This window comes from Halorientalis brevis (assembly GCF_042678165.1).
GTDB lineage: Archaea > Halobacteriota > Halobacteria > Halobacteriales > Haloarculaceae > Halorientalis > Halorientalis brevis.
In genome coordinates this window covers 478,170-499,088 of sequence record NZ_JBHUDJ010000014.1, presented here as the reverse complement: position 1 = coordinate 499,088, position 20,919 = coordinate 478,170, and the positions used below count along the sequence as shown (strand labels likewise).

General features: G+C 64.3%; 22 protein-coding genes. 12 read left to right on the top strand and 10 right to left on the bottom strand.

Annotation, left to right across the window (positions count from 1 at the left end):
• Positions 1 to 110 precede the first annotated feature (110 nt).
• Positions 111 to 1,358, top strand: coding sequence for a serine hydroxymethyltransferase (gene glyA / locus ACFR9U_RS19055; protein ID WP_247378731.1), 1,248 nt, complete (start codon positions 111 to 113; stop codon positions 1,356 to 1,358).
• A gap of 66 nt (positions 1,359 to 1,424) precedes the next feature.
• Here the strand turns inward: glyA and ACFR9U_RS19050 are convergent, their stop codons facing one another.
• From ACFR9U_RS19050 to ACFR9U_RS19035, 4 genes are all read right to left on the bottom strand, one after another.
• Positions 1,425 to 1,736, bottom strand: coding sequence for a HalOD1 output domain-containing protein (locus ACFR9U_RS19050; RefSeq protein ID WP_247378730.1), 312 nt, complete (start codon positions 1,734 to 1,736; stop codon positions 1,425 to 1,427).
• 110 nt (positions 1,737 to 1,846) lie between these two features.
• Entirely contained in the window at positions 1,847 to 5,524 is a 3,678-nt protein-coding gene (locus ACFR9U_RS19045) for a PAS domain S-box protein (RefSeq protein WP_247378729.1), read from the bottom strand.
• Between the two features lie 100 nt (positions 5,525 to 5,624).
• Positions 5,625 to 5,771 (bottom strand): DUF7576 family protein, encoded by a 147-nt coding sequence (locus tag ACFR9U_RS19040; protein WP_247378728.1) that lies wholly within the window; start codon positions 5,769 to 5,771, stop codon positions 5,625 to 5,627.
• A 70-nt stretch (positions 5,772 to 5,841) separates the two neighbouring features.
• Positions 5,842 to 6,447 carry a MaoC family dehydratase gene (locus tag ACFR9U_RS19035; RefSeq protein WP_247378727.1) on the bottom strand — a complete coding sequence of 202 codons (606 nt, stop codon included), beginning with the start codon at positions 6,445 to 6,447 and terminating at the stop codon, positions 5,842 to 5,844.
• A 334-nt stretch (positions 6,448 to 6,781) separates the two neighbouring features.
• Here ACFR9U_RS19035 and ACFR9U_RS19030 point away from each other — a divergent pair, with 334 nt between their 5' ends.
• From ACFR9U_RS19030 to ACFR9U_RS19015, 4 genes are read left to right on the top strand one after another with little or no spacing between them, the layout of a single operon-like run.
• Positions 6,782 to 7,393 carry a methyltransferase family protein gene (locus ACFR9U_RS19030; protein WP_247378726.1) on the top strand — a complete coding sequence of 204 codons (612 nt, stop codon included), beginning with the start codon at positions 6,782 to 6,784 and terminating at the stop codon, positions 7,391 to 7,393.
• 45 nt (positions 7,394 to 7,438) lie between these two features.
• Positions 7,439 to 8,332 (top strand): bifunctional methylenetetrahydrofolate dehydrogenase/methenyltetrahydrofolate cyclohydrolase, encoded by an 894-nt coding sequence (locus ACFR9U_RS19025; RefSeq protein WP_247378725.1) that lies wholly within the window; start codon positions 7,439 to 7,441, stop codon positions 8,330 to 8,332.
• Positions 8,333 to 8,824, top strand: a complete 492-nt coding sequence (locus ACFR9U_RS19020) for an NUDIX hydrolase (RefSeq protein ID WP_247378724.1) — start codon at positions 8,333 to 8,335, stop codon at positions 8,822 to 8,824.
• Between the two features lie 31 nt (positions 8,825 to 8,855).
• The gene (locus ACFR9U_RS19015) at positions 8,856 to 9,728 is read left to right on the top strand and encodes a hypothetical protein (protein ID WP_247378723.1); all 873 of its coding nucleotides are present in this window, start codon (positions 8,856 to 8,858) and stop codon (positions 9,726 to 9,728) included.
• 57 nt (positions 9,729 to 9,785) lie between these two features.
• On the opposite strand, the gene ACFR9U_RS19010 is transcribed toward ACFR9U_RS19015, so the two are convergent.
• Positions 9,786 to 10,451 (bottom strand): hypothetical protein, encoded by a 666-nt coding sequence (locus tag ACFR9U_RS19010; protein WP_247378722.1) that lies wholly within the window; start codon positions 10,449 to 10,451, stop codon positions 9,786 to 9,788.
• A 235-nt stretch (positions 10,452 to 10,686) separates the two neighbouring features.
• Between ACFR9U_RS19010 and ACFR9U_RS19005 the strand changes: the two genes are divergently transcribed.
• Positions 10,687 to 11,364 carry a dienelactone hydrolase family protein gene (locus ACFR9U_RS19005; RefSeq protein WP_247378721.1) on the top strand — a complete coding sequence of 226 codons (678 nt, stop codon included), beginning with the start codon at positions 10,687 to 10,689 and terminating at the stop codon, positions 11,362 to 11,364.
• Positions 11,365 to 11,498: 134 nt separating this feature from the next.
• Here ACFR9U_RS19005 and ACFR9U_RS19000 read toward each other — a convergent pair whose 3' ends face one another.
• A complete protein-coding gene (locus ACFR9U_RS19000; protein WP_247378720.1) occupies positions 11,499 to 12,713 on the bottom strand; it encodes a CaiB/BaiF CoA transferase family protein in 1,215 nt (404 codons plus the stop codon).
• An 89-nt stretch (positions 12,714 to 12,802) separates the two neighbouring features.
• Positions 12,803 to 13,519: a DUF7117 family protein gene (locus ACFR9U_RS18995; protein WP_247378719.1), complete on the bottom strand. Its 717-nt coding sequence runs from the start codon at positions 13,517 to 13,519 to the stop codon at positions 12,803 to 12,805.
• 134 nt (positions 13,520 to 13,653) lie between these two features.
• Between ACFR9U_RS18995 and ACFR9U_RS18990 the strand changes: the two genes are divergently transcribed.
• Positions 13,654 to 13,800, top strand: a complete 147-nt coding sequence (locus ACFR9U_RS18990) for a hypothetical protein (RefSeq protein ID WP_169302358.1) — start codon at positions 13,654 to 13,656, stop codon at positions 13,798 to 13,800.
• 341 nt (positions 13,801 to 14,141) lie between these two features.
• On the opposite strand, the gene ACFR9U_RS18985 is transcribed toward ACFR9U_RS18990, so the two are convergent.
• Positions 14,142 to 14,432: an amphi-Trp domain-containing protein gene (locus ACFR9U_RS18985; protein ID WP_247378718.1), complete on the bottom strand. Its 291-nt coding sequence runs from the start codon at positions 14,430 to 14,432 to the stop codon at positions 14,142 to 14,144.
• Positions 14,433 to 14,718: 286 nt separating this feature from the next.
• Between ACFR9U_RS18985 and ACFR9U_RS18980 the strand changes: the two genes are divergently transcribed.
• Positions 14,719 to 14,994 (top strand): PadR family transcriptional regulator, encoded by a 276-nt coding sequence (locus tag ACFR9U_RS18980; protein ID WP_247378717.1) that lies wholly within the window; start codon positions 14,719 to 14,721, stop codon positions 14,992 to 14,994.
• A 52-nt stretch (positions 14,995 to 15,046) separates the two neighbouring features.
• On the opposite strand, the gene ACFR9U_RS18975 is transcribed toward ACFR9U_RS18980, so the two are convergent.
• Positions 15,047 to 16,330: an AI-2E family transporter gene (locus ACFR9U_RS18975; RefSeq protein WP_247378716.1), complete on the bottom strand. Its 1,284-nt coding sequence runs from the start codon at positions 16,328 to 16,330 to the stop codon at positions 15,047 to 15,049.
• Between the two features lie 150 nt (positions 16,331 to 16,480).
• Between ACFR9U_RS18975 and ACFR9U_RS18970 the strand changes: the two genes are divergently transcribed.
• From ACFR9U_RS18970 to ACFR9U_RS18960, 3 genes are all read left to right on the top strand, one after another.
• Entirely contained in the window at positions 16,481 to 17,749 is a 1,269-nt protein-coding gene (locus tag ACFR9U_RS18970) for an MgtC/SapB family protein (protein ID WP_247378715.1), read from the top strand.
• Positions 17,750 to 17,832: 83 nt separating this feature from the next.
• On the top strand, positions 17,833 to 19,167 hold the full coding sequence (locus ACFR9U_RS18965) for a class-III pyridoxal-phosphate-dependent aminotransferase (RefSeq protein ID WP_247378714.1): 1,335 nt from the start codon (positions 17,833 to 17,835) through the stop codon (positions 19,165 to 19,167).
• 80 nt (positions 19,168 to 19,247) lie between these two features.
• Complete coding sequence (locus ACFR9U_RS18960; RefSeq protein WP_247378713.1) at positions 19,248 to 19,475, top strand: hypothetical protein; 228 nt, start codon at positions 19,248 to 19,250, stop codon at positions 19,473 to 19,475.
• A gap of 40 nt (positions 19,476 to 19,515) precedes the next feature.
• On the opposite strand, the gene ACFR9U_RS18955 is transcribed toward ACFR9U_RS18960, so the two are convergent.
• Positions 19,516 to 19,842, bottom strand: a complete 327-nt coding sequence (locus ACFR9U_RS18955) for a hypothetical protein (protein ID WP_247378712.1) — start codon at positions 19,840 to 19,842, stop codon at positions 19,516 to 19,518.
• 100 nt (positions 19,843 to 19,942) lie between these two features.
• Between ACFR9U_RS18955 and ACFR9U_RS18950 the strand changes: the two genes are divergently transcribed.
• Entirely contained in the window at positions 19,943 to 20,854 is a 912-nt protein-coding gene (locus ACFR9U_RS18950) for an HhH-GPD family protein (RefSeq protein WP_247378711.1), read from the top strand.
• The last annotated feature ends 65 nt before the right edge of the window (positions 20,855 to 20,919 follow it).

The following is a 20,919-nucleotide window of genomic DNA, read 5'->3' as shown; positions in this document are numbered from 1 at the left end:
TATTAAGTCAAATCCGGCTCCCGCGGGGGCACTCGTCGGGCGAGTGTGGGGCCTTGTCAATCGGGGCCGGGTTAGGTAGATTATTGACGGCCCGGCGCAGACTCCTCAACATGAGCTACGAGCACGTCCGGGACGTGGACCCGGCCGTTGCGGACGCCCTCGAGGGCGAAGTACAGCGACAGAACGACACCCTGGCGATGATCGCCAGCGAGAACCACGTCAGCGAAGCCGTCCTGGAGGCCCAGGGCAGCGCCCTGACGAACAAGTACGCCGAAGGCTATCCCGGCGAGCGCTACTACGCCGGCTGTGAGTACGCCGACGAGGTCGAGCAACTCGCCATCGACCGCGCGAAGGAACTCTGGGGCGCCGAACACGTCAACGTCCAGCCCCACTCTGGAACCCAGGCGAACCAGGGCGTCTACTTCGCGATGCTCGAACCCGGCGACAAGATCCTCTCGCTGGACCTCAACCACGGCGGCCACCTCTCGCACGGCCACCCCGCGAACTTCACCGGCCAGTTCTACGAGGTCGAACAGTACGAGGTCGACGCCGACACCGGCTACATCGACTACGACGAACTCCGCGACCACGCCGAAGAGTTCGACCCGGACATCATCGTCTCTGGGTACTCCGCGTACCCCCGCGAAGTCGACTTCGAGGCCATTCAGGAAGCCGCCGACGCCGTCGACGCCTACCACCTGGCCGACATCGCCCACATCACGGGTCTGGTCGCCGCCGGCGTCCACGCGTCCCCGGTCGGCGTCGCGGACTTCGTCACCGGTTCGACGCACAAGACCATCCGCGCCGGCCGCGGTGGCATCATCATGTGCGACGAGGAGTACGCCGACGACATCGACCCCGCCGTCTTCCCTGGCGGTCAGGGCGGTCCCCTGATGCACAACGTCGCCGGCAAGGCGGTCGGGTTCAAGGAAGCGCTCCAGCCGGAGTTCGAGGAGTACGCCGCACAGACCATCGCGAACGCCAAGGCACTGGGCGAGCGGCTCCAGGAACACGGGCTCGAACTCGTCTCCGGCGGCACCGACAACCACCTCGTGCTGATCGACCTCCGTCCCTCCCATCCTGACACGACCGGAAAGGACGCCGAGGAAGCTCTCGAAGCGGTCGGCGTCGTCCTCAACGCGAACACGGTCCCCGGCGAGACCCGCTCGGCGTTCAACCCCTCGGGCATCCGCGCGGGCACGCCCGGTCTCACGACCCGTGGCTTCGACGAGGACGCCTGCCGAGAGGTCGCCGACATCATCTACGACGTCGTGGACAACTACGACGACGAGGACGTCAAAGCCGACGCCGCAGAGCGCGTCGACGCACTCACCGACGAGTACCCGCTGTACGAGTAGCGAACGGTCCGCCCTGAAACGCGGAAAAAGACGTCGTCACTCTGTTTTCTTCGGCGATCGTCTGCGCTATACGTCCGCGGAGCGGCTGACGGAGCTGCCGGCGTCGTCCCGGACGTACTGCACGCCGTCGACGACGACGCGGCCGTCGCCGTGAACTTCGACCTCGTGGTCGAGCATCGTAAACGAGACGCTGACAGGATGCGCGTCCGGTTCGCCGAATCCGTGGAACAGCCGGTCCAGTGCGTCGGGGTCCATGACCTCGAACAACGTCGTGTCGAGATCCAGCGCCGAGCAGTCCTCGTGCGCTGCGAGCGCAGACAGAACGAGATCGCTCGGCTGATCCGCGTCACCTGCCGCGATTGTGGGTTGCTGAGCCATAGCTTGTCTCTATATGGCTGTCCGACATCTTTCCGAAAGTACCTGACTTCAGTAGTAATGCACTGACCGGACCTGGGATGGCTATTAGTATAGATGGTGTCTGTGGGCCGTTACCGTTCGCCAAGCAACGCCCGGAGGAGTTTTCGCTGCGCGACGCGGAGGTGATGATTGAACGTCGGTTGCGTGATGTCGAGCGATTCGGCGATTTCCGTCCCGGTCTGCTCTTTCGGTGACTCGAAGAACCCGCTACTGTAGGCCGTTTTCAGAACTTCCAGCTGCCGGTCGGTCAGCGTTCGCTCGAACTCCTCGGTGAATTCGGCGTGTGACTGGCCGCCTTCCGTCCGGTCGCGCCGGGCGACGAGTTCGACCGACTCGTAGTGGTCTTTGAGTTTCTCGATGAACGGTCGGACGTTGGTCTCCGAGGGCAGTTCGACGACGACGGTGGTTCGGGTCGCGTCCACCGAGATCTGCTGCGGCCGGGCTCCGTATTCGATGACGGTGTTCGGGACGGTCTGCCCGGTGACGCTAGCCCGGAAGCGAAGCCGGTCGTCGTCCGCCGAGAGCAGCGTGACGTCGCTGATGTTCACGAACGTGGACGCGGCGTGGTGGACCTCGTCCGCGGTGACGCCCTCGACGGTGAAGAAGGCAGTCGTGTGCCCCTCCGTCTCCGGCACGAGGTCGGTCACCTCGATCTCGGCGTCGAGCGACGCGGCGAGATGGTGAAACACGCCCTCGTCGTACACTTCGAGTTCGAGTTCGACCGCCTGGTCCGAGAGGATGCCCCGCCGGGTTTTGATCGCGTTGATGGCGTGGCCGATCGTCTCGCCTAACTCCTCGATGACAGCGCGCGACATCTCGTCCAGCGTCGTCGGATCCGCCGTGTAAACGGTCAGTGCCCCGTAGTTGATGTCGCCGTACACGAGCGGGACGCTCACTACCGCCTGGTAGTCTCGTTTGAGCGCTTCGGTGCGCCACGGGTCGTCCCGGAGTCGAGTGGCCGGGTCGGCGACGTACGTTACCGATTCCGTTTCCAGCGTCTCCGCAGTCGGCAGCGTGTTCGATCCATCGATGTCGAGCGGAATGGCGTCCAGATACCCCTGTTCGTTACCGGCCCACGCTCGCGGCTCGATCCGGTCGGTTCCCCAGTCCGGTTTGCCGATCCAGACGAACTCGAACTGGTCGTACTGCGCCAGCCGGTCGCACACTTCGCGCTCGATCTCCTGTCGAGTCGACGCGTGGATGATCGACTGGTCCAGCTCTCGGATGATGTCGTTGATACCCTTGAGATGGGTGAGCTGGCGGTTCCGCTTTTGCAGCTTTCGGTCGTGAGCCCGCAGTTCTCGGTCGCCTTCGACCCGATCCAGCGTCGCTTCGGCCGTCGCGGCAAACAGGTCGAGGACGCGGGTGATGTCGTCGTCGAACGCGCGGCGCTCCGCAGAGAGAGCGACGAACACCCCGTGGTCGCCCAGCGGCGCGAACAATCCGCTCCGGGCGTCGGTGTCGCTGAACTGGTCGAGTTCGGCGTCGAGGTCGCCGTAGACGACCGTCGACCCGTCGAGGAACGTCGTCCACGCGGCCGATTCGTCGGCTCCGAGGGTCGCTTCCCAGTCACCGTAGAGCTCGCGGAGCCGGTCGGTCGTCGCGGTCGGCGTCAGCGCTCGCTCGTCGGGGTCGAACAGGAAGATTCCGACCCCCGTCGCGTCGAGGACGTCGCTCGCGGCGTCGACGACTCGCTCGCTCACCTCGGCCTTCGAGTCGGCGTGGATGAGCTCTCGCGTCGCGTCCTGGAGCGCCGTCAGAATCCGCTCCCGCTTCTCCTGCTGGATCGTCGTGATGACGTGTCCGAGCGTCTCACCCAGCTCCGCCAGGACGGCCCGTTCACGGTCGTCGAACGCGGACGCCCGATCGGAGTACACCGACAGCACGCCGTAGGTCGTGTCCTCGTACGTGATCGGGATGCTCGCGACCGACTCGAAGCTGCGGGCCACTGACGCGTTCTGGTCGGATTCGGCCGACGCCTCGGAGTGGCCGTCTCGGACGACCTGAACGTCTCCGGTTCGGATCGCCGCTTCCCCCGGCGGCGATTCGAAATCGTCCATCGCACTGCGTTCGTGCGGGACCGAGTCGTCGACGCCGGCCCTGGCACGGACCACGAACGACGCGAACTCGTCGTCGTAGCTTCCGATCGTCGCGAACTGGTACGCGTCCGCCGCTGCCAGGCGGTCACAGACGGCCTGTTCGGCCGCTTCGCGGCTCGTCGCCTGGATCAGGCGCTGATCGATGTCGCGGATGACCGCGTTGATGCGGTGTAACTCCTCGAGTTCGTCACGCTGGTCGGCGATCTGTCGCTCGCGCTCGATGCGATCGGTGACGTCGCGCCCGACGCCGGTGAGCGCGGTGACGTTGCCGTCGTCGTCGAGCACTGGGCCGCCGCTGAACTCGTGGGGGACGTGCGTTCCGTCTTTCCGGACGAGCGCCGATTCGACGTTCTGGACCTCTTTGTCCTGGATGACGCGGCTGATGGCGTCCGTGATCTTCTCCTCGTCCTCGTCCGGGACGAACGAGAGCGCGTGCATCCCCTCGACCTCGTCGTCGCTGTAGCCAGTCGCTTCTGTGAACCCCTCGTTCCAGCGGATCATCCGGCCGCTCCCGTTGAACGTGTACATCGGGTCCGGAACGGCGTTGAAAATCCCCTCGACGAACGCCGTTTGTTGATGGAGCTGTCGCTCGCGCTGTTTCTGTTGGGTCACGTCCTCGATGACGAGGATGACCCGTTCGACGTTCCCCTCGGCGTCGAACAGCGGCGCGCCGTTGAACGAGAGCCAGACAGTCGAGCCGTCTGGACGTTCCATCTCCGCTTCCCAGTCGTACACAGGCTCGCCGGTTTCGAAGACCCGCGAGGCCGGATAGCTGGACCCGGGGATCGGCTCCCCCGATTCGTCGAAGACGTTCCACTCGGTGTTCGAATGCGATTGTTCGGTGAGCGCGTCTTTCGGAACGCCGAGGATCTCGGACGCCCTGTCGTTGGCGCGGGCGACGGTCCCCGCTTCGTCGATCACGACGATGCCGACTGGGCTCGTTTCCAGGAGGCGTTCGCGGAGATCACGCTCCTGTTTGAGCTGGGCCTTTCGATGGGCTCGCTCCGAGATGTCGCGAACGACACCGACGGTCCCCCGGAACTCCCCGTCCGTCTGGATCACTGACAGTCGATTCTCGCAGGGGATCTCCTCGCCGTCGGCGGTGTGGACCGTCATGTCCATGGTCGCGACGTCTCGCTCGTCGCTCTCCAGTAGCTCCTGTATCAGGGACTCACCCTTCGCGACGTCGGACTCGTCGAGCATGATGGAGATGTGCTCGCCCAGTAACTCCGACCGCGCGTAGCCGGTGATCTCCGCGACGGCGTCGTTCAGTTCGACGAACCGGCCCGCCGGATCGAACTGGTAAATGCCGTCGTTGACGGTATCGAGAATAGTCTCGTACCGCGCTAAATCACGGTCGTCCGGGGTAATCAGCGTAGAGAACGCCGTGTCGTTCTCGTGAACGAACGCGCTGATCGAAACGTCGTCCGTCGTCGCACGTATCGTCTCGACGAGTTCCGAACTCGTCATGTCCGGCGGCTCTCCGTCGATGACGACGCAACTCGGCGAGTGCGTCGCGAGAACGTCGAGCGCGCCGCTCCCCGTGTCGACCTGCTGTACGACCGCGGTTCCGTCCGTTGCCGCCGCCGTGACTTCGGCGGCGTATTCGCCTGTTGGACAAACGAACAGAATCTCGGGTGCGTCGGACATGCGTTGCGAGCCGGATCGATGGCGTCGCTGGATTGAGGTCAGTCGGCCAGATAAAATCGTCGGCTTGCCCTCTCACGGCGTTCGGAGGCGCGACTTCGCCCTAGTCGTCCTCGGCCGAGAGCCACTCGTTCCGGCAGGGCACGCTACAAAACGAGAACAGGACGACGCCCTGGGTTCGTTCGCGGGCGAGCGTCGGATACCAGTCGCTCGTTTCGATCTCGTCGTCGCAGTGGTCACAGCGTTTCATGTGTGGGGACCATCAGTATCGATAGGAGGGTCGGTCTCAGCGGCTACCACGCACTCGTACTGACCGACGTTTACTCCGCGTCCGGTACGAGGACGACGGCTTCACCGTCGATACAGGGCTCCTCGCCGTTGACGATCGTCGTCGAGAGTCGGAGGCGCCCGCCGCCGAGGTCTTCGGCGACTTCGACGTCGGCCGTGACCCTGTCGCCGAGATAGACCGGCGCGAGAAACTCCATGTCCTGTGAGAGGTAGACGACCGTCCCGGGAAGCCGTGCGAGTGCGGCGCTGATGAGCCCGCTGACGAGTGTCCCGTGAGCGATGCGATCGCCGAAGCGGGTCTCTTCAGCGTACTCCTCGTCGAGATGGAGCGGGTTGGTGTCCCCGCTGGCAGCGGCGAACGCTGTCACGTCTTCGTCCGAGATGGTTTTCGTGAACTCGACGCGATCACCGACGGCGAGGTCACTGGGATCGTCCGCCGTCCTGTCGGTGTCCCACTCTGGCCGGGTCGTTCCGGCCTCGACTCCGTCAGCGCCACCGCTCGTGTCCGGCGAGTCGCCGTTCGAAGTGGTGTCGAAGGCAGCCATTGCTGCTCGTGACAGTTCGAGCGAGTTGCGGTACATTCGCGTGGACGATCGCAGCATCGCGCCCATCGGCGTCAACGTCGATTGGTTGCTCATAGTTTGTGTGTTGGTTCTGACACGACACGAAGAGGTCCGCGTCGACGCTCCGGTAGCAGCCTCGTGTCGTGGTCAGGTCCGTTCCGGGTGGTTGGCAGTTGCGTGACAACACGAATAGAGATAGTCACAATACTAGTAGTATTGCATGCGATCTGGCCATCTATAGGAATAGATAGTATCCTTCTCGACGACGCAGTTTCGAAACACGCCGACCGCTACGGTCGCCGAGGCCGAGTGCTCCTGAGCGGGCGTCCTTTCCCTGCGCCGTGCGGTACTTAAACGGGCTAGTGGAGACGACACCAGTCGAACTATCGCTCGGCTCGTCCCGATACCTATGGTCGCAATTGAACTCGTCGCGTTCGGTGGCGGTGTCGTCTTCGGACTGGCGAACCTGCTCGGCTACGTCGCGAGTGCGCTCGGGCGGACGGAGTACTGGCCCCTCGGTGAGCGGGACCTGTGGTACTACGTCCACTGGTCGATCTCGATGGGTCTCAACGTCTGTCTGCTCGCCGTGGCGTATCTGGACTGGAACAGTCTGGGCCTCACACAGCCGCGGACGCTGGCGGTCGGTGCGGTACTCTTCGTTCCGAGCTACGCTGCCGCGCTCTGGGCCGGCTCTGACCTGGGGTCCGACGAGACGATGGGGCTGGAAGGCGAACTCCAGACTGGTGGCTGGTACCGGTACTCGCGGAACCCCCAGTACGTCTGGTATCTCGTCGCCACGGTCGGGGTTGCACTCCTTTCGGCGTCGTGGATGGCGACAGTGCTGTGTGCGCTGTACGCCACCTGGTGGCTCGTCATGCCCTTCGCCGAGGAACCGTGGCTCCGCGAGCAGTACGGGGAGGCCTACGAGCAGTACGCGGACCGCGTCCCACGGTTCGTCGGGTCGGAGACGGTCCGGGCGCTCTGGCACGGCGTCACTGATCGCGCCGTCAGGGAGGTCTGAGCGTTTTCGAGACGTTCAAGAGTCGGGCCACCTGCGATGTAGGCAATGACAGAGATCATCGACGGCAACGCCGTCGCCCAGGACGTCCGTGACGGACTCGCCGACGCCATCGACGCGCTCGACGACGAGGGCGTGACCCCGAGTCTCGCGACCGTCCTGATGAGCGACGATCCCGCCAGCGAGACGTACGTCTCGATGAAACAGCAGGACTGCGAGGAGGTCGGCATCGAGGCGATCGACATCGAGATCGACCCGGACGCCCCCGCCGAGGAACTGTTCGACACCATCGACGAACTCAACGCCGACGACGACGTGAACGGGATTCTCGTCCAGATGCCCGTTCCGGACCACGTCGACGACCGCGAGGTCCTCCGTCGCATCGATCCCGCCAAGGACGTGGACGGGTTCCACCCCGAGAACGTCGGTCGACTCGTCGCCGGCAACGCACGGTACAAGCCCTGTACGCCCCACGGTATCCAGAAGCTCCTGGCCGACGCGGGCGTCGAAACCGAGGGCGCCGACGCAGTGGTCGTCGGCCGTTCGGACATCGTCGGCAAACCGATGGCGAACCTGCTCCTCCAGAAGGCAGAGGGCGGCAACGCGACGGTGACGGTGTGTCACTCCCGGACCGACGACCTGGCGGCGAAGACCCGCCAGGCGGACATCGTCGTCGCGGCCGCCGGCGTTCCCGAGATGATCACCGGCGACATGTTGTCGGCGGGCACCGCCGTCATCGACGTCGGCATCAACCGCGTCGATGCGGATACCGAGAAGGGATACGAACTCGTCGGCGACGTCGACTTCGAGAGCGCGAAAGAGTCAGCCGGTGCGATCACGCCCGTTCCGGGCGGCGTCGGGCCGATGACCCGCGCGATGTTGCTCTGGAACACCGTGAAAGCAGCCGGCCTGCAGGAAGACGTCTCGGTCGACCTCCCCTGAATGCAGCCCCTCGACTTCGAGTCGCTCGCCGCACGCGACGACGTGTGGGCTCGTGAGACGATCCACGCCGTCGACGCCGATCGCTTTGCGGACGCGCGCGAGCAAATCGACGCAGGGCTCACCTGGGCTGTCGGCGCGATCGTCACTGACAGCCGCGATCGCGTGCTGCTCGTTCGCGAAGACGAGCAGTGGCTCGCGCCCGGCGGGAAAGTCGAACCCGGGGAGACACGCGAGGAGGCGCTCGTCCGCGAGGTCCGTGAGGAAACAGGGGTCGCGGTCGCCGTCGAACGCCCCGTTGCAGTCACTGATGTGGCCTTCGAGTACGACGACGAACGGGTGTCTTTCGCGTTCGCCCATTACGTCGCGGTCCCGGAGACGACCGCTCTCGCGTCGGACCCCGGTCTGGCCGACGAAGACATCGACACTGTCGCGTGGAAGGCGACGGTCCCCGAGAACACTGTCGACCGTGAGGTCGTCGTGGCTGTTCGTTGACTTTTTGTGAGTCTCCTCGGTAGCACACGGAGTGGTTCTCGAATCGCTGGCCGCCGCAGTCGACGCGTTCTTCGTTCTCGCCGCCGCTCTCGTCGGTGTCGCAGGACTGTACGGGTGTGGCTCCCAGCTCTGGAGTGCCGCCGTGCTCCTGCGGGGTGGAACGACTACTGTCGGCGACTTGACGCCGGAGACGACGACCACGGTAGTCGGCCAGCCACGGACCGACGACCCGCTCACGGCACCGCTCTCCGGTGACCCCTGCGTGGCCGTTCACATCACCGAGTGGACGGCGTTCTTCGGGGAAGGCGGCGTGAGTGACGCCGCGCTGTCGGTGAGTGGCCTCGAATGGTGGGAAGACGACGCGGCATCCGAACGCCACGTTGCAGCGGCCGTCCCGTTCCGCCTTCGCGATGCCGAGGAAGTCGCCGTCGACCCGGCGAGAGACGACGCCGACCCGGTACCTGGCTTCGGACGCGAGGACGCTGTGCCGCTGGCTCCACTCGAGGCGTTCGATCTCCGTGACGCGCCGGAAACTGTCAGGGCCGTCAGTGGCGAAGACCCTGGACTGGACGCGTTTCCCGACGACCTCGCGTCGTTCGTCGCTGCCAATCCGGACCTCCGTGGCGACAGCGATCGGATTCGCCGGTGGCGATACCTCGAACGATGCGTATCTCCGAGCGGCGAGGTGTCCGTCACTGCCAGCGTCGTCTCGGCCGACGGAGAGCGTGTGCTCAGCCACGAGGGTACCTTCGTGCTCTCGGACACCGGTGTCGGTGAGACCGCCCGCCACCGGGTCGGAGTCGCCGCGGTCCTGTTCGGAATCGCCGTTATCTGCTTGTGGTTCGCGGTCTCGACCGCGGCCACCAGTCTCGACCTCCAGGTGCCCCTGCTGCCACCCTGGTGAGTCCGAAGAGCAGCGCGTCCTGCAGTCCCGGTCGTCACATCGAGTCTGGGTGCCCGCTCACTCGAACGGGAACTCCTGTTCCGGGGTCGGGAACCGGGACTCCTCCCCGTCGGACTCCGCTGGAACCTGCATCCGGTGCGTTGGTTTCACTCTAGCGCGCGTCACCCGGACGACGATGCTGAACGTGTCGTCGCCGTAGAACTGCGGAGTGAGGATACCCCAGTCCTTCGTCAGTGTCTCCTGGAGCACGACCGGGACGACCGGCGCTTCTCGGTATGACTGCACGTACTGGGCGAGCTCGAACAGTTGCTCTTCGTCCGATTCGTCCGCACCCCACATCTCGTAGGTCCGTGTGATCAGAAACTCACCGAGTCGACTGACGGGAATCCACCGTTCCGCCGTGAGCGTGCGACCCCGACCGAGCGTCGGTTTGAACAGCGAGATCGGGTGCTCAGACCCGTCGATGACTTCGTAGTACTGGCGGGCCTCGTCGGGTACGTCCTCGCCGTCTTCGTTCACCCAGCGGTAGCCGTGTCCCTCGGGCAACGTCTCTCCTGTGGCTTTGTCGTACTGCTCTCGCTCGACACGCTGTCCGTTCCGGTCGTCCCTGACGACGACGTCTGGTCCTGGCTCGACGTTCTCTGACGTCAGTTTCTCGGCCCGGACCTCGGCGTTGACGGTCAACCCTTCCCGGGACAGTTTGAGCGTATTGGTTCGGACCATCGCAAGCACTTGTGCCTGCCCGGGATTGAGTCTGCGGATTGGTCCCCAGAACCACATGTCTCGGAAACTGCCGTTTGAATCGCCCTCTCGACCGGGTGCTTCCGGACCGGTTCCTGGTTGTGCCTGTCCCGACAGTTGGCGGACGTGTCGCGCATCCTGGTGTCCGAACTGCCGGTCAGGAATCGGAAACTAACCTGACCGAACCGTTACTGGCTTTCCTCTCGAATCGACCGGTATGGACCTCGTCAACATTCCGGTCGACGGTGTGACGCTTCCCGGCCACCTGACCGTACCACGGGAGGCCACCGGAATCGTGGCCTTCGCGCACGGGAGCGGGAGCAGTCGTCACAGTCCGCGCAACAACTACGTCGCCGACGTGCTGAACGACCGCGGGCTCGCGACCCTGCTGTTCGACCTCCTGACCGAACGGGAAGACCAGGCCAGGACCAGCCGGTTCGACGTCGACCTGTTGACGCGGCGGCTCCTCGCGGCGACTGACTGGCTCCGAAGCCAGCCGCGAACGTCCGAGCTGCCGCTCGGGTACTTCGGATCGAGCACCGGGGCAGCCGCTGCACTCCGGGCCGCAGCCGCTCGGCCGGACGACGCCGGTGCGGTCGTCTCACGTGGTGGCCGGGTGGACATGGCTGAGGCCGTGCTCGACGAGGTCCGGGCACCGACGCTGTTCATCGTCGGTGGCGCCGATTACAACGTGCTGGCGCTGAACCGCGAGGCGCTCACGCGGCTCACGTGCGAGAAAGACCTCGAAGTCGTTCCCAACGCCGGCCACCTCTTCGAGGGCGAAGGCGAACTCGAACACGTCGCCGACGTTGCCGCCACCTGGTTCGAATCCAAACTGACGGCGGCTCGGGAGGCGGCGGGCGGCGGCCGGAACCACCGGCCCGGACACCGCTGATCGGCCCCGTACTTTGAAACCCGAAAACGAGTCCAGGCCGACCCATGCGCTGAGAGTCGATCCGGTGCGGTCCGGGCGGGTGTGTGACGCGCCGCGCCGGCACTCCCCACGTGTCGCCTGTTCGCCATCGCGTGTCAGATGACGCCGTCGTCCCGTAGCTTGGCGACCGTCTCCTCGTCGAGCCCGAGCTCGTCGACGTACACCTCGTGGTTGTGCTCGCCGTGCTCCGGACCGAGGTGGTCGACGCGTCCCGGCGTCCGCGAGAACTTCGGGAGGGTGTTCTGGGTCTTGATCGGCCCGACTTCCGGGTCGTCGACCTCGACGATGTCGTTTCGTGCGTCGTACTGCTCGTCCTCGAAGACGTCGCTCATGTCGTAGATCGGCGCCACGACCGCGTCGCCCGCCCGGAGTTCGTCGAGCACGCGCTCGGTCGACCGCTCGGCGATCCAGGGCGCGATGTACTCGTCGAGTTCGTCGGCGTTCGCCACGCGCGACTTGTTGTCCTCGAACCGCGGGTCCTCGACGAGTTCCGGGTGATCGATGATCTCGGCGAGGTTCTCGAAGATGGACTGGGCCGACGCCGAGAGGGCGACGTAGCCGTCCCGGGTCTCGTAGACGTTCCGCGGTGCCGCGTTGGTGTGGTGGTTGCCGATGCGCTCCGAAACCGCGCCCTGCTTGTCGTACTTCTCCACGTCGCCCGGGAACATCCGGAACAGCGATTCGAGGAGGCTGACGTCGACGACCTGTCCCTTCCCGCTGCCAGCGACGTCGCGCTCGAAGACGGCCATCAGGAGCGACTGAACCGCGGTCTGGGCAGCCGCCATGTCCGCGAGGCTGATCGGCGGGAGGAGCGGTTCGCGGTCCGGAAACCCGTTGACGTGTGCGAAGCCGGACATCGCCTCGGCGACGGTGCCAAAGCCGGGTTCCGTCGCTTTCGGGCCGGTCTGGCCGTAGCCCGAGATGCGGACGACGATCAGTTCCTCGTTGGCGTCTCGCAACGTCTCGGGGCCGAGATCCCAGCGTTCCAGCGTGCCGGCTCGGAAGTTCTCGACGACGGCGTCCGCGTCTTCGACGAGTTCCAGTGCCAGCGCGCGCCCCTCGTCAGTGTGCAGGTCCAGCGTGACACACCGTTTGTTCCGCCCGAGGGACTTCCACCAGAGACTCGTGCCGTTCTCGAACGGCGTCCAATCACGGATCGGGTCGTGGGAGTCGGGATGTTCCGCAAAGACGACGTCCGCGCCGAAATCGGCGAGGACCATCGTCGCGTACCCGCCACTGATCATCCCGGAGAAATCGATCACGCGGAGCCCGTCGAGGGGACCGGCCGGGTCGTCGTCGGTAGCGGTCATGGTGTCGATACCTGAACGACCCGACCGCTTAATCGTTTTATCCACGGACCGTCGACAGTCGAGACGGTGGCTGCCGGGATCGGTGGTCGTTACGCCGTATTGAGGGTGTCGAGGCGATGCTGGGCCTGGGCGAGCGCGTTCTCGTCGTCGTCGATCAGGTACCGTCCGAGCGACTGGACGGCCGTGATGAGTGCTTCAGACGTGCCGAGTGCGACGTCCCCGTCCAGCGCCGCGATCCGTTTCTGGTGTTCGCCGAGCGAGGCGAGGAGTTGCTGTGCCGTCTCGTCTGGGTTTTCCTCCAGATACAGTCGGAGGTCGCTGCGGTAGTGATCGACGGCCGTCGCGTACGCCAGACCGCGGGCGTCTCGCATCGATGCGGGGACTGCGTCGGTCGCTGGCCGGTCTCCCTGGTCAGCTCCGCGGAGGAGTGCGAGCAGGTAGTACTCCTCGTCGTCGGTGAGACGCATCGCGCGTTCGACGTAGCCGGCGGCCTGCCGAAGCTCTCGCGCGGCGAGGTAGGCGTCGGCTAACGGCTGGAGTTCGCCGGCGTCGATGAACCCGTACTGCCGGACGTACGATCGACAGGTATCTGCCGCGTCGGCAGCGACGTCGCGGAGCGGAACCTCGTCGACCTGGGCGCGGACGCCGGTCAGATCCAGCACGACAGCGCTTGCGGTGTGTTCTTTCCGATCGTCGACGCCGACGCTCTTGAGGCTCCCACACTCGGGACAGGTGATGCTCCCCGTCTCGTAGTAGGACCAGCGTGTGTCACACTCCTTGCACTGGCGGTCCCCGCGGATTTTCATGGCGACAACTTGGGAGTCGAGATGCAAAACTGACCCGCCTCCGACCTGCGCGACCCGTCCGCTGACAGGGCGTGACGCTGCAACATTCGGGGAGAGTGTGAAGATTCTTCCTTCGCGTTCCCCAAACAGGAGGTATGCGTGACGAAGAGGAGATTCGAGAACAGTACGAGTTCCTGAAAGAACAGTTGGACGACGAGAACATGAACCACCAGGGCGTGAGGCAAATGTTCACGTACTACAAACGGGCACTCGGGTGGGTGCTCGAAGAAGAGTATATCTAAACGTCAAGAAACTATCGGCAGCGAGTCAACGATCGTGAGACGATGTCGCGTAGAATTGGATACTTTCGGATACATGTTGGATAGGTGAGTAGTTTTCACGATGCCGGTACATTTAAGTGATTATGGCCACTCGATTCAGGTGACGCTTCGCTTGGAGGGCCGAAGCGTCAGCGGGGACCAATTCAGGGCGGCAAGCAATCACGCGGGTATTTTCACCCCGCGTGATTTGCTTTCCATTCGACAACTACTCGCTGAGCGATAGCGCTGATTTCTGTGGCGATCCCGTCCGACAGTCCCACCGGTAGTCGGAGAATACCCCGCCCCGGCAGTGTCGAGTACGGTTAGCTGATAGTCAGCGAGCCATCACTGCCGTCGTCGCTGCCGCTCCGGTGTTCGTCCCATTCGAGTTCCAGTTCGATGCTCAGCTCGCCGGGTCCGTCGGTCGGGCCTTCTCGTTCGGCTTTGACCTCGAACTCGACGTCCCCCGGCGGCTCTAACGTCACGGACTGGTCCCCGGCTTCGAGCGTAATGCTCGATCCAGCTTCGAGTTTGTCGGCGACTGCCCGGAGATAGTCGGCGACTTCGGTTCGCTGCTGTCTCCGTTCGGACTCGAAAAGAACCTCTTCGGGCATGCTTTCTCCTTCGGTACAGCCGTACATAAGTCTATCAGCCTTTTCCTCAGACTTCCCACCTGTGTGCCAGAAATCGTGTGCTCGATTCATCAGTAAACGAAATGGTTTATCTGGATAGATATGACCGGCGTATGATGAATGCGAGTCGCCCGAATGCGGTCGATGCACATCTGCGCGTCTAGACCCTGTAATTTGCCGGTATTGGAACTCCCCTTCTCATGTTGGGCGTACCGAAAGTCGATATATTTATGATATTCCGACAGTAATCTACAATCGGATATTACCGATGTACGACCTGACAGGATTCCAGCGTGACCTGCTGTATGTGATCGCCGGTCGGGAGGAGCCACACGGGCTGGCTATCAAGGAAGAACTCGAAGAGTACTACGAGAAGGAGATTCACCACGGCCGCCTGTACCCGAATCTCGATACGCTCGTCGACAAAGGGCTGATCGAGAAGGGCCAGCGTGACCGACGAACGAACTTCTACAGTCTGACTCGCCGTGGCCGTCGTGAGATCGAAGCCCGCCGCGAGTGGGAAGAACAGTACGTCGACCTCTAAGGCCACTCTCTTCCCGTCACCGGAATCTCTTCACTTCTCTGCGTTCGCAACGCTACGTGTCGTCCCGATCCGTCGATTCGTCGCGCAACTGTCCTCCAGCTTCGTTCGGTTCTGGCTCCGCCCCGCTACGGTTCGTCGAATCGGCGACCGGCGGGTCGTCCCCGTTCGTCTGTGCTGTTCCATCCGAGTCTGCGTGACCGTTGCCGTCGTGTGACGGGACCGGGTCCGCAGTCCCAACTGGGTCGTCCCGACCGTTGAGGTACGCTGGACCGACTGCCGTGGGCTTGATTGGTTTTCCGGTGATGAGTTCCGGGACGATCATCCGGACGAAATGGAAGAGGACGACGAGGATGACGGGCCCGAGGAAGATGCCGTACCAGCCGAACAACAGCGGGCCGAGGATGTACGCGAACATGACCATCCCGACGTGGAGGTGTCGGCCGGAGACGTACGGCCGAAGGAGGAAATCGGGGATGGAGTCGACGATGACGATCGAGACGAACAGCACCATGAGGACGAACGGAAACCCGGTTTCCAGGTACGCTGCCTTCGCCCCCAGGTAGCCGACCATGGGGACGTACACGAGCTTCATTCCGACGACGGGGATCAGGCTCGCGACGCCAGCGAGCAGCCCTGTCAGGGCGGGGTAGGGAATCGCTAGTCGCTGCGGCGCGAAGAAATTGAGCAGACTGAACGAGATCGCGCCGATCGCGCCCGTCATGATCGCGTTCAGGATGTTCCCGAAAAAGACGTTCTGGAGATCCCGGTCGACGGCCTGAATGTACGCTTTCAGGACGATCCGCTCGTCGCTGTGGTCGGCCACCCACTTTGAGAGTCGCTTCGTGTCACGTAGCAGGTAAAAAGCCAGGGCGAACATCACGAACAGATGCAAGAGCCCGTTCCCGATGAAGCCGAGATACCCCAGCGTCGCGAACAGCGAGGCTCTGAGGGAATCCAGGCCGCCGTCCTGGGAGAGGAGTTCCGCTGGATCTTTGACGACCTGCGAGAGGTCGACGTACGGCTGAATGATGGCCATCAGTGGCCCGATGTCGACTACCTGGAGGTTCGACAACTCCTGGATGGCGATCGCGACCGTATACACCAACAGCACTATCGCCGGTAACGCAAACGTGAGTAGCGCCAACACCGCCGAGAGACTGCGCTGTCCAATGTAGTGATGGATTCGTTTGTAGGCGGGCCGCGTCGCGTAGTAGATGAAGAGTCCGAACACGAAAGTCCCGACGAACGAGTAGACGACGAACAGCAGCGTACAGCAGAGGACGACGGCCGCTGCCCACCAGAGCGATCGCCCCTGTCCTCCGTCGAGATCGACCATGCACGATATTCATGACATGTTACCATAAGATTCCCGGGTGCTCGAACCTGCTCCTCACGACGTCACTTCTACGTGCTCGATCTCTGCGTGGTCGATCGGCACGCCCGAATCGCCGTATCGTTTTTACGTCCGAATCCGGTACGCTAAGGGGTGTCGGCTCTGCTACAAACGATTCCTGCGCCACTGGACGCAGAGGTGTCGCGGCTAGCGCTGGCTGGTGCGCTCGGGATGTTCCTCGGGCTCGAACGGGAGTGGTCCCAGAAGACCGCCGGGATTCGGACGTTCGCGCTCATTAGCTTGCTCGGTGCCGTCTTCACCGTGCTGGACCACGAGGCACTGCTCGTCGTCGGGGGCGTGCTGGTCATCGTGCAGGGACTCGTGCTCGCGGCTGACGGACTGCTCTCCAGCGATCAGGGGTTGTCGTTGACGACCTCGGTGTCGATGCTCGTGGCCTACGGGATCGGCACACTGGTCGCAGCAGGCTTCATCATCGAGGGCGTGACCGTCACGGCAGTGTCGGCGCTGCTGCTCGTCCTCAAGCGGGAGTTACACAGCTTCGCCTGGGGGCTTACGCACGAGGAGCTCCAGTCGGCGACGGAGTTCGCGATCATCGCGTTCGTGGTCTATCCACTCTTGCCTTCTGGATCGGTCACGGTCGGGTCCGGTGCATTCGCCGTCGCGCTCGAACCGCGCGTCGTCTGGCTGATGGTGGTCACGGTCGCCGGTATCGGGATCGCGAACTACGCCATCGTCCAGACGTACGGCGGGCGCGGCATCGCAGTCACTGGTTTCTTCGGTGGGCTCGCCTCTTCGACGGCCGTCGTCGGTACAATGCTCGATCACGTCCGCCAGCGTCCCAGAGCCACGGCGTACGCCGTCGCGGCCGTCCTGCTCGCCGACGCCGCGATGGCGCTTCGGAACCTCGTCATCGCGCTCGTCTTCACCATCGAGACCGGCGTTCTCTTTGGAGCGATCGTTCCGCTCGGCGCCGTCATCGTCGGGAGCGTCCTCGTCGCGGCAGTTACTGCCGACTGGCGCGAAACGGTCGACATCGATCTGACCAGTCCGTTCTCTCTGCGCCGAGCACTGAGTTTCGGCGGCATCTTCCTCCTGATCGTCCTCGCCGGCAGCGTGGCTCAGGACCTGTTCGGGACCGCCGGGTTCTACGCGACGGCCGCCATCTCCGGTCTCGTCTCGAGTGCCGGTGCGACGACCTCTGCAGTTCTCCTCTACCGCGCCGGTGATCTTTCCGGCTCGCAGGCCGTCCTCGCCATCCTGCTCGCGACGGGCGCGAGCATCATCGTCAAGGCAGGGCTGACACTCGCCAGTCCGAACCGCCAGTTCGCCTACCGCGTTAGCGTCTGGAGCGTCGTCCTCCTCGTCGGTGCTACCATCGTCACCGTCGCGATCACAGTGTGACACAGTGAAGCCTTCCCGCACACTTAGCAACAATTACCTAAACCGGACGAATTATTTATCGGATCGGTTCCCGAAGTGTTACCATGGATCGTGACAGGGTCGCGCCAACAGTCGACACACTTCCGGGCGACCGCGCGCGCCGACAGGTCGAGTACCACCACAGTACGGCGGCCCCGAGCACGTACGTCTACGATTTCGTCTGGGACTACACGGCCCCGGCCGCGGGACCGTTCTGCACGGACCTCGACGGGAACGTCCTGCTGGATTTCACTGGTCACGTCGGCGCTGCACCGCTGGGCTACAACAACCCCGACCTCCTGGAGCGGCTCTCTGCGTTCGATCTCGTCGATCCGCTGAAGATCGCCGGCCAGGACTTCTACGTGGCGAGCGGTCCGGCCGGCGAGGCTCCGTTTCCAGGCCCTGCCGATCTGATGGATCGGTTGACAGCGGTCACGAGGCACTACGATCTGGACACCGTCTTCCTCTCGAACAGCGGTGCAGAAGCCGTCGAGAACGCGATCAAGATCAGCTACGACCACACGGGCGGCCAGTACGCGATCACGTTCCAGGGCGCGTTCCACGGTCGCACGCTCGGTGCGCTGTCGCTCAACCGGTCGAAGGGCGTCTACCGCCGCCAGTTCCCGGAGATTCCCGGCGTTCACGACGTGCCGTTCTGTCGCGACCGGGCCTGCGACCCGGCCAGTTGCGGCTGTGGGTTTTTCACGGACGACGGCTCGCAGCTCCGCCGGATGCTCGATCCCGAGACCGGGTACGTCGATCCGCGGGCGGTCGCCTACGTCATCGTCGAACCGATCCAGGGCGAGGGCGGCTATCGGTTCCCGAGCGACGCCTTCGCCGAGGAACTCGCGGCCGTCGTCGCGGAGCACGACATCGTCCTCGTCGCAGACGAGATCCAGTCCGGGATGGGTCGGACGGGAAAGTTCTGGGCGTCCGATCACTATCCGATCGAACCCGACGTGATCGCGGCGGCGAAGGGGCTGCGAGTCGGCGCGACCCTCGCCAACAGCGACGTGTTCCCCGCGGAACGGAGCCGACTCTCTTCGACGTGGGGCGCCGGCGATGTTCTCGCCTGCGCGCAGGGAGCAATCACCATCGACGTCATCAGGGAACAGGACCTCCTCGCGAACGCACGCGAGCGCGGGGAGCAGTTCCTGGCCACCTTCGACGCGACGGCCGACGGTATCACCGACGTTCGCGGACTGGGGTTGATGCTCGCCGTAGAGTTCGACACCGAAGAGCGCCGCGACGACGTGATGGCCGCAGCGGTGCAACGCGGCCTCCTCACCCTCGGCTGTGGTCAGCGGACGCTCCGCCTGCTCCCGCCGCTGGACGTCACCGAACGGGAGATCGACCTCGGGTGCGACCTGCTGGAAGCCGCGATCGCCGACGCGTCCTGACTTCCATGGCAGGCCCGTCCGATCTCTAGAAGTCGAACGTCTGACAAAGCTTTATACTATGTGAATCGGTATCATGCACCATGTCGTCGGAACCAGACGAACAGAACGACGTCCGGGCCGGGCAGGTCCAGGAGTTCAGCGTCACTCGGGAGAACACGTTCCAGTTCATGCCGGGGCCGATGACCGGTATCTCCTGTCCCTGCTGTTTTCACGACCAGCTCCTCAGGGACATCATCGAACGCGGGGAGTGCAGGAGTTGCGGCGCAGACCTGCAACTCTCCCTGACGGCGACCCAGGACGGAGAGTAACCCGGCTCGCTCGATTGCGGGTATCGAACTCGCGACCGGGTTAGAACTGGTAGCGGCGGTCGTCGTTTTGCTGTGGCTGCGGGAACTGGTTGCCGGTCATCTCCTCGAAGGTCATCCCCGAGAGGTACTCGTCGTAGGTGACGTCGTACTTGCTCCGGAGGTGGAAGTCCAGGTTGCCGGTCTCGACTGCAGTTTGAAAGAGCATGTGGACCGCTCGACGCAGGAGCTCGTCGCGGTCGTCCGGGTCCATCGCGGCGCTCAACATCGACAGCTCGTTTCGCGTCTCGCCGTCGAGGGAGACCTCGAGCGATTCGCCGACGTCGGCGTACTCGTCGCTCAACTCGTCCCTGAGGTCGTCGAGGCTCATGGCCGACCCGAGGGAGTGGCGGTGGAAACATGTTTCGGCTTTCTGGGTGGACGGTGCGGAACCGCCAGCGGTAAGCGACCCCACTCCATAGCCCGCGTCGATGACCGACGAGGTGGCGTCCTTGCCGGACGACGTCGACGCCGTCCAGCAGGCGCTGATCGAGTGGTACGAGGCCGACCACCGCGAGTTCCCCTGGCGACGGACCGACGACGCCTACGAGATTCTCGTGTCGGAGGTGATGAGCCAGCAGACCCAACTCGGGCGCGTCGTCGACGCCTGGCACTCGTTTCTCGACCGGTGGCCGACCGTCCACGATCTCGCAGCGGCCGATCGGGCCGACGTGGTCGGCTTCTGGACCGACCACAGCCTCGGCTACAACAACCGCGCGAAGTACCTCCACGAAGCCGCCGGCCAAGTCGTCAGCGAGTACGACGGCGAGTTCCCAGAAACCCCCAGCGAACTCTCGGAGCTGATGGGCGTCGGCCCCTACACCGCCAACGCGGTGGCGAGCTTCGCGTTCAACGACGGCGACGCCGTCGTCGACACGAACGTCAAGCGCGTCCTCTATCGCGCGTTCGACGTGCCAGACGACGACGGCGAGTTCGAGCGCGTGGCCGCCGACCTCATGCCCGACGGCGAGTCCCGCGTCTGGAACAACGCCATCATGGAACTCGGCGGCGTGGCCTGCGAGAAGACGCCCGCTTGCGACGAGGCTGACTGTCCCTGGCGCGAGTGGTGTCACGCCTACGAGACCGGTGACTTCACCGCGCCCGACGTGCCGACCCAGCCCTCCTTCGAGGGGAGTCGACGACAGTTCCGCGGCCGCATCGTGAGCGCGCTGAAAGACAACGAGGAACTGGCCCTGGACACGCTCGGCCCGAAGGTCAGAGTCGACTACGTCCCGGACGGCGAGTACGGCCGGGAGTGGCTGGCCGGGATCTGTTCGGATCTCGCCGACGACGGGCTGGTTGCGTTCGACGCCGATGCGGGCCGCGTGCGCCTGCGACGATGACGGTCCGGGTGAGACGTCGTCTCATTGTCCCGGTGTTACTCCCCAACCTAAGGGCTTCCCGGCCC

What these genes read in the sequence shown, in the direction of transcription:
- glyA (WP_247378731.1), top strand. Translation starts at nt 111, where the DNA reads ATGAGCTACGAGCACGTCCGGGACGTGGACCCGGCCGTTGCGGACGCC.
- ACFR9U_RS19050 (WP_247378730.1), bottom strand. Translation starts at nt 1,736, where the DNA reads ATGGCTCAGCAACCCACAATCGCGGCAGGTGACGCGGATCAGCCGAGC.
- ACFR9U_RS19045 (WP_247378729.1), bottom strand. Translation starts at nt 5,524, where the DNA reads ATGTCCGACGCACCCGAGATTCTGTTCGTTTGTCCAACAGGCGAATAC.
- ACFR9U_RS19040 (WP_247378728.1), bottom strand. Translation starts at nt 5,771, where the DNA reads ATGAAACGCTGTGACCACTGCGACGACGAGATCGAAACGAGCGACTGG.
- ACFR9U_RS19035 (WP_247378727.1), bottom strand. Translation starts at nt 6,447, where the DNA reads ATGAGCAACCAATCGACGTTGACGCCGATGGGCGCGATGCTGCGATCG.
- ACFR9U_RS19030 (WP_247378726.1), top strand. Translation starts at nt 6,782, where the DNA reads ATGGTCGCAATTGAACTCGTCGCGTTCGGTGGCGGTGTCGTCTTCGGA.
- ACFR9U_RS19025 (WP_247378725.1), top strand. Translation starts at nt 7,439, where the DNA reads ATGACAGAGATCATCGACGGCAACGCCGTCGCCCAGGACGTCCGTGAC.
- ACFR9U_RS19020 (WP_247378724.1), top strand. Translation starts at nt 8,333, where the DNA reads ATGCAGCCCCTCGACTTCGAGTCGCTCGCCGCACGCGACGACGTGTGG.
- ACFR9U_RS19010 (WP_247378722.1), bottom strand. Translation starts at nt 10,451, where the DNA reads ATGGTCCGAACCAATACGCTCAAACTGTCCCGGGAAGGGTTGACCGTC.
- ACFR9U_RS19005 (WP_247378721.1), top strand. Translation starts at nt 10,687, where the DNA reads ATGGACCTCGTCAACATTCCGGTCGACGGTGTGACGCTTCCCGGCCAC.
- ACFR9U_RS19000 (WP_247378720.1), bottom strand. Translation starts at nt 12,713, where the DNA reads ATGACCGCTACCGACGACGACCCGGCCGGTCCCCTCGACGGGCTCCGC.
- ACFR9U_RS18995 (WP_247378719.1), bottom strand. Translation starts at nt 13,519, where the DNA reads ATGAAAATCCGCGGGGACCGCCAGTGCAAGGAGTGTGACACACGCTGG.
- ACFR9U_RS18990 (WP_169302358.1), top strand. Translation starts at nt 13,654, where the DNA reads ATGCGTGACGAAGAGGAGATTCGAGAACAGTACGAGTTCCTGAAAGAA.
- ACFR9U_RS18985 (WP_247378718.1), bottom strand. Translation starts at nt 14,432, where the DNA reads ATGCCCGAAGAGGTTCTTTTCGAGTCCGAACGGAGACAGCAGCGAACC.
- ACFR9U_RS18980 (WP_247378717.1), top strand. Translation starts at nt 14,719, where the DNA reads ATGTACGACCTGACAGGATTCCAGCGTGACCTGCTGTATGTGATCGCC.
- ACFR9U_RS18975 (WP_247378716.1), bottom strand. Translation starts at nt 16,330, where the DNA reads ATGGTCGATCTCGACGGAGGACAGGGGCGATCGCTCTGGTGGGCAGCG.
- ACFR9U_RS18965 (WP_247378714.1), top strand. Translation starts at nt 17,833, where the DNA reads ATGGATCGTGACAGGGTCGCGCCAACAGTCGACACACTTCCGGGCGAC.
- ACFR9U_RS18960 (WP_247378713.1), top strand. Translation starts at nt 19,248, where the DNA reads ATGTCGTCGGAACCAGACGAACAGAACGACGTCCGGGCCGGGCAGGTC.
- ACFR9U_RS18955 (WP_247378712.1), bottom strand. Translation starts at nt 19,842, where the DNA reads ATGAGCCTCGACGACCTCAGGGACGAGTTGAGCGACGAGTACGCCGAC.
- ACFR9U_RS18950 (WP_247378711.1), top strand. Translation starts at nt 19,943, where the DNA reads ATGACCGACGAGGTGGCGTCCTTGCCGGACGACGTCGACGCCGTCCAG.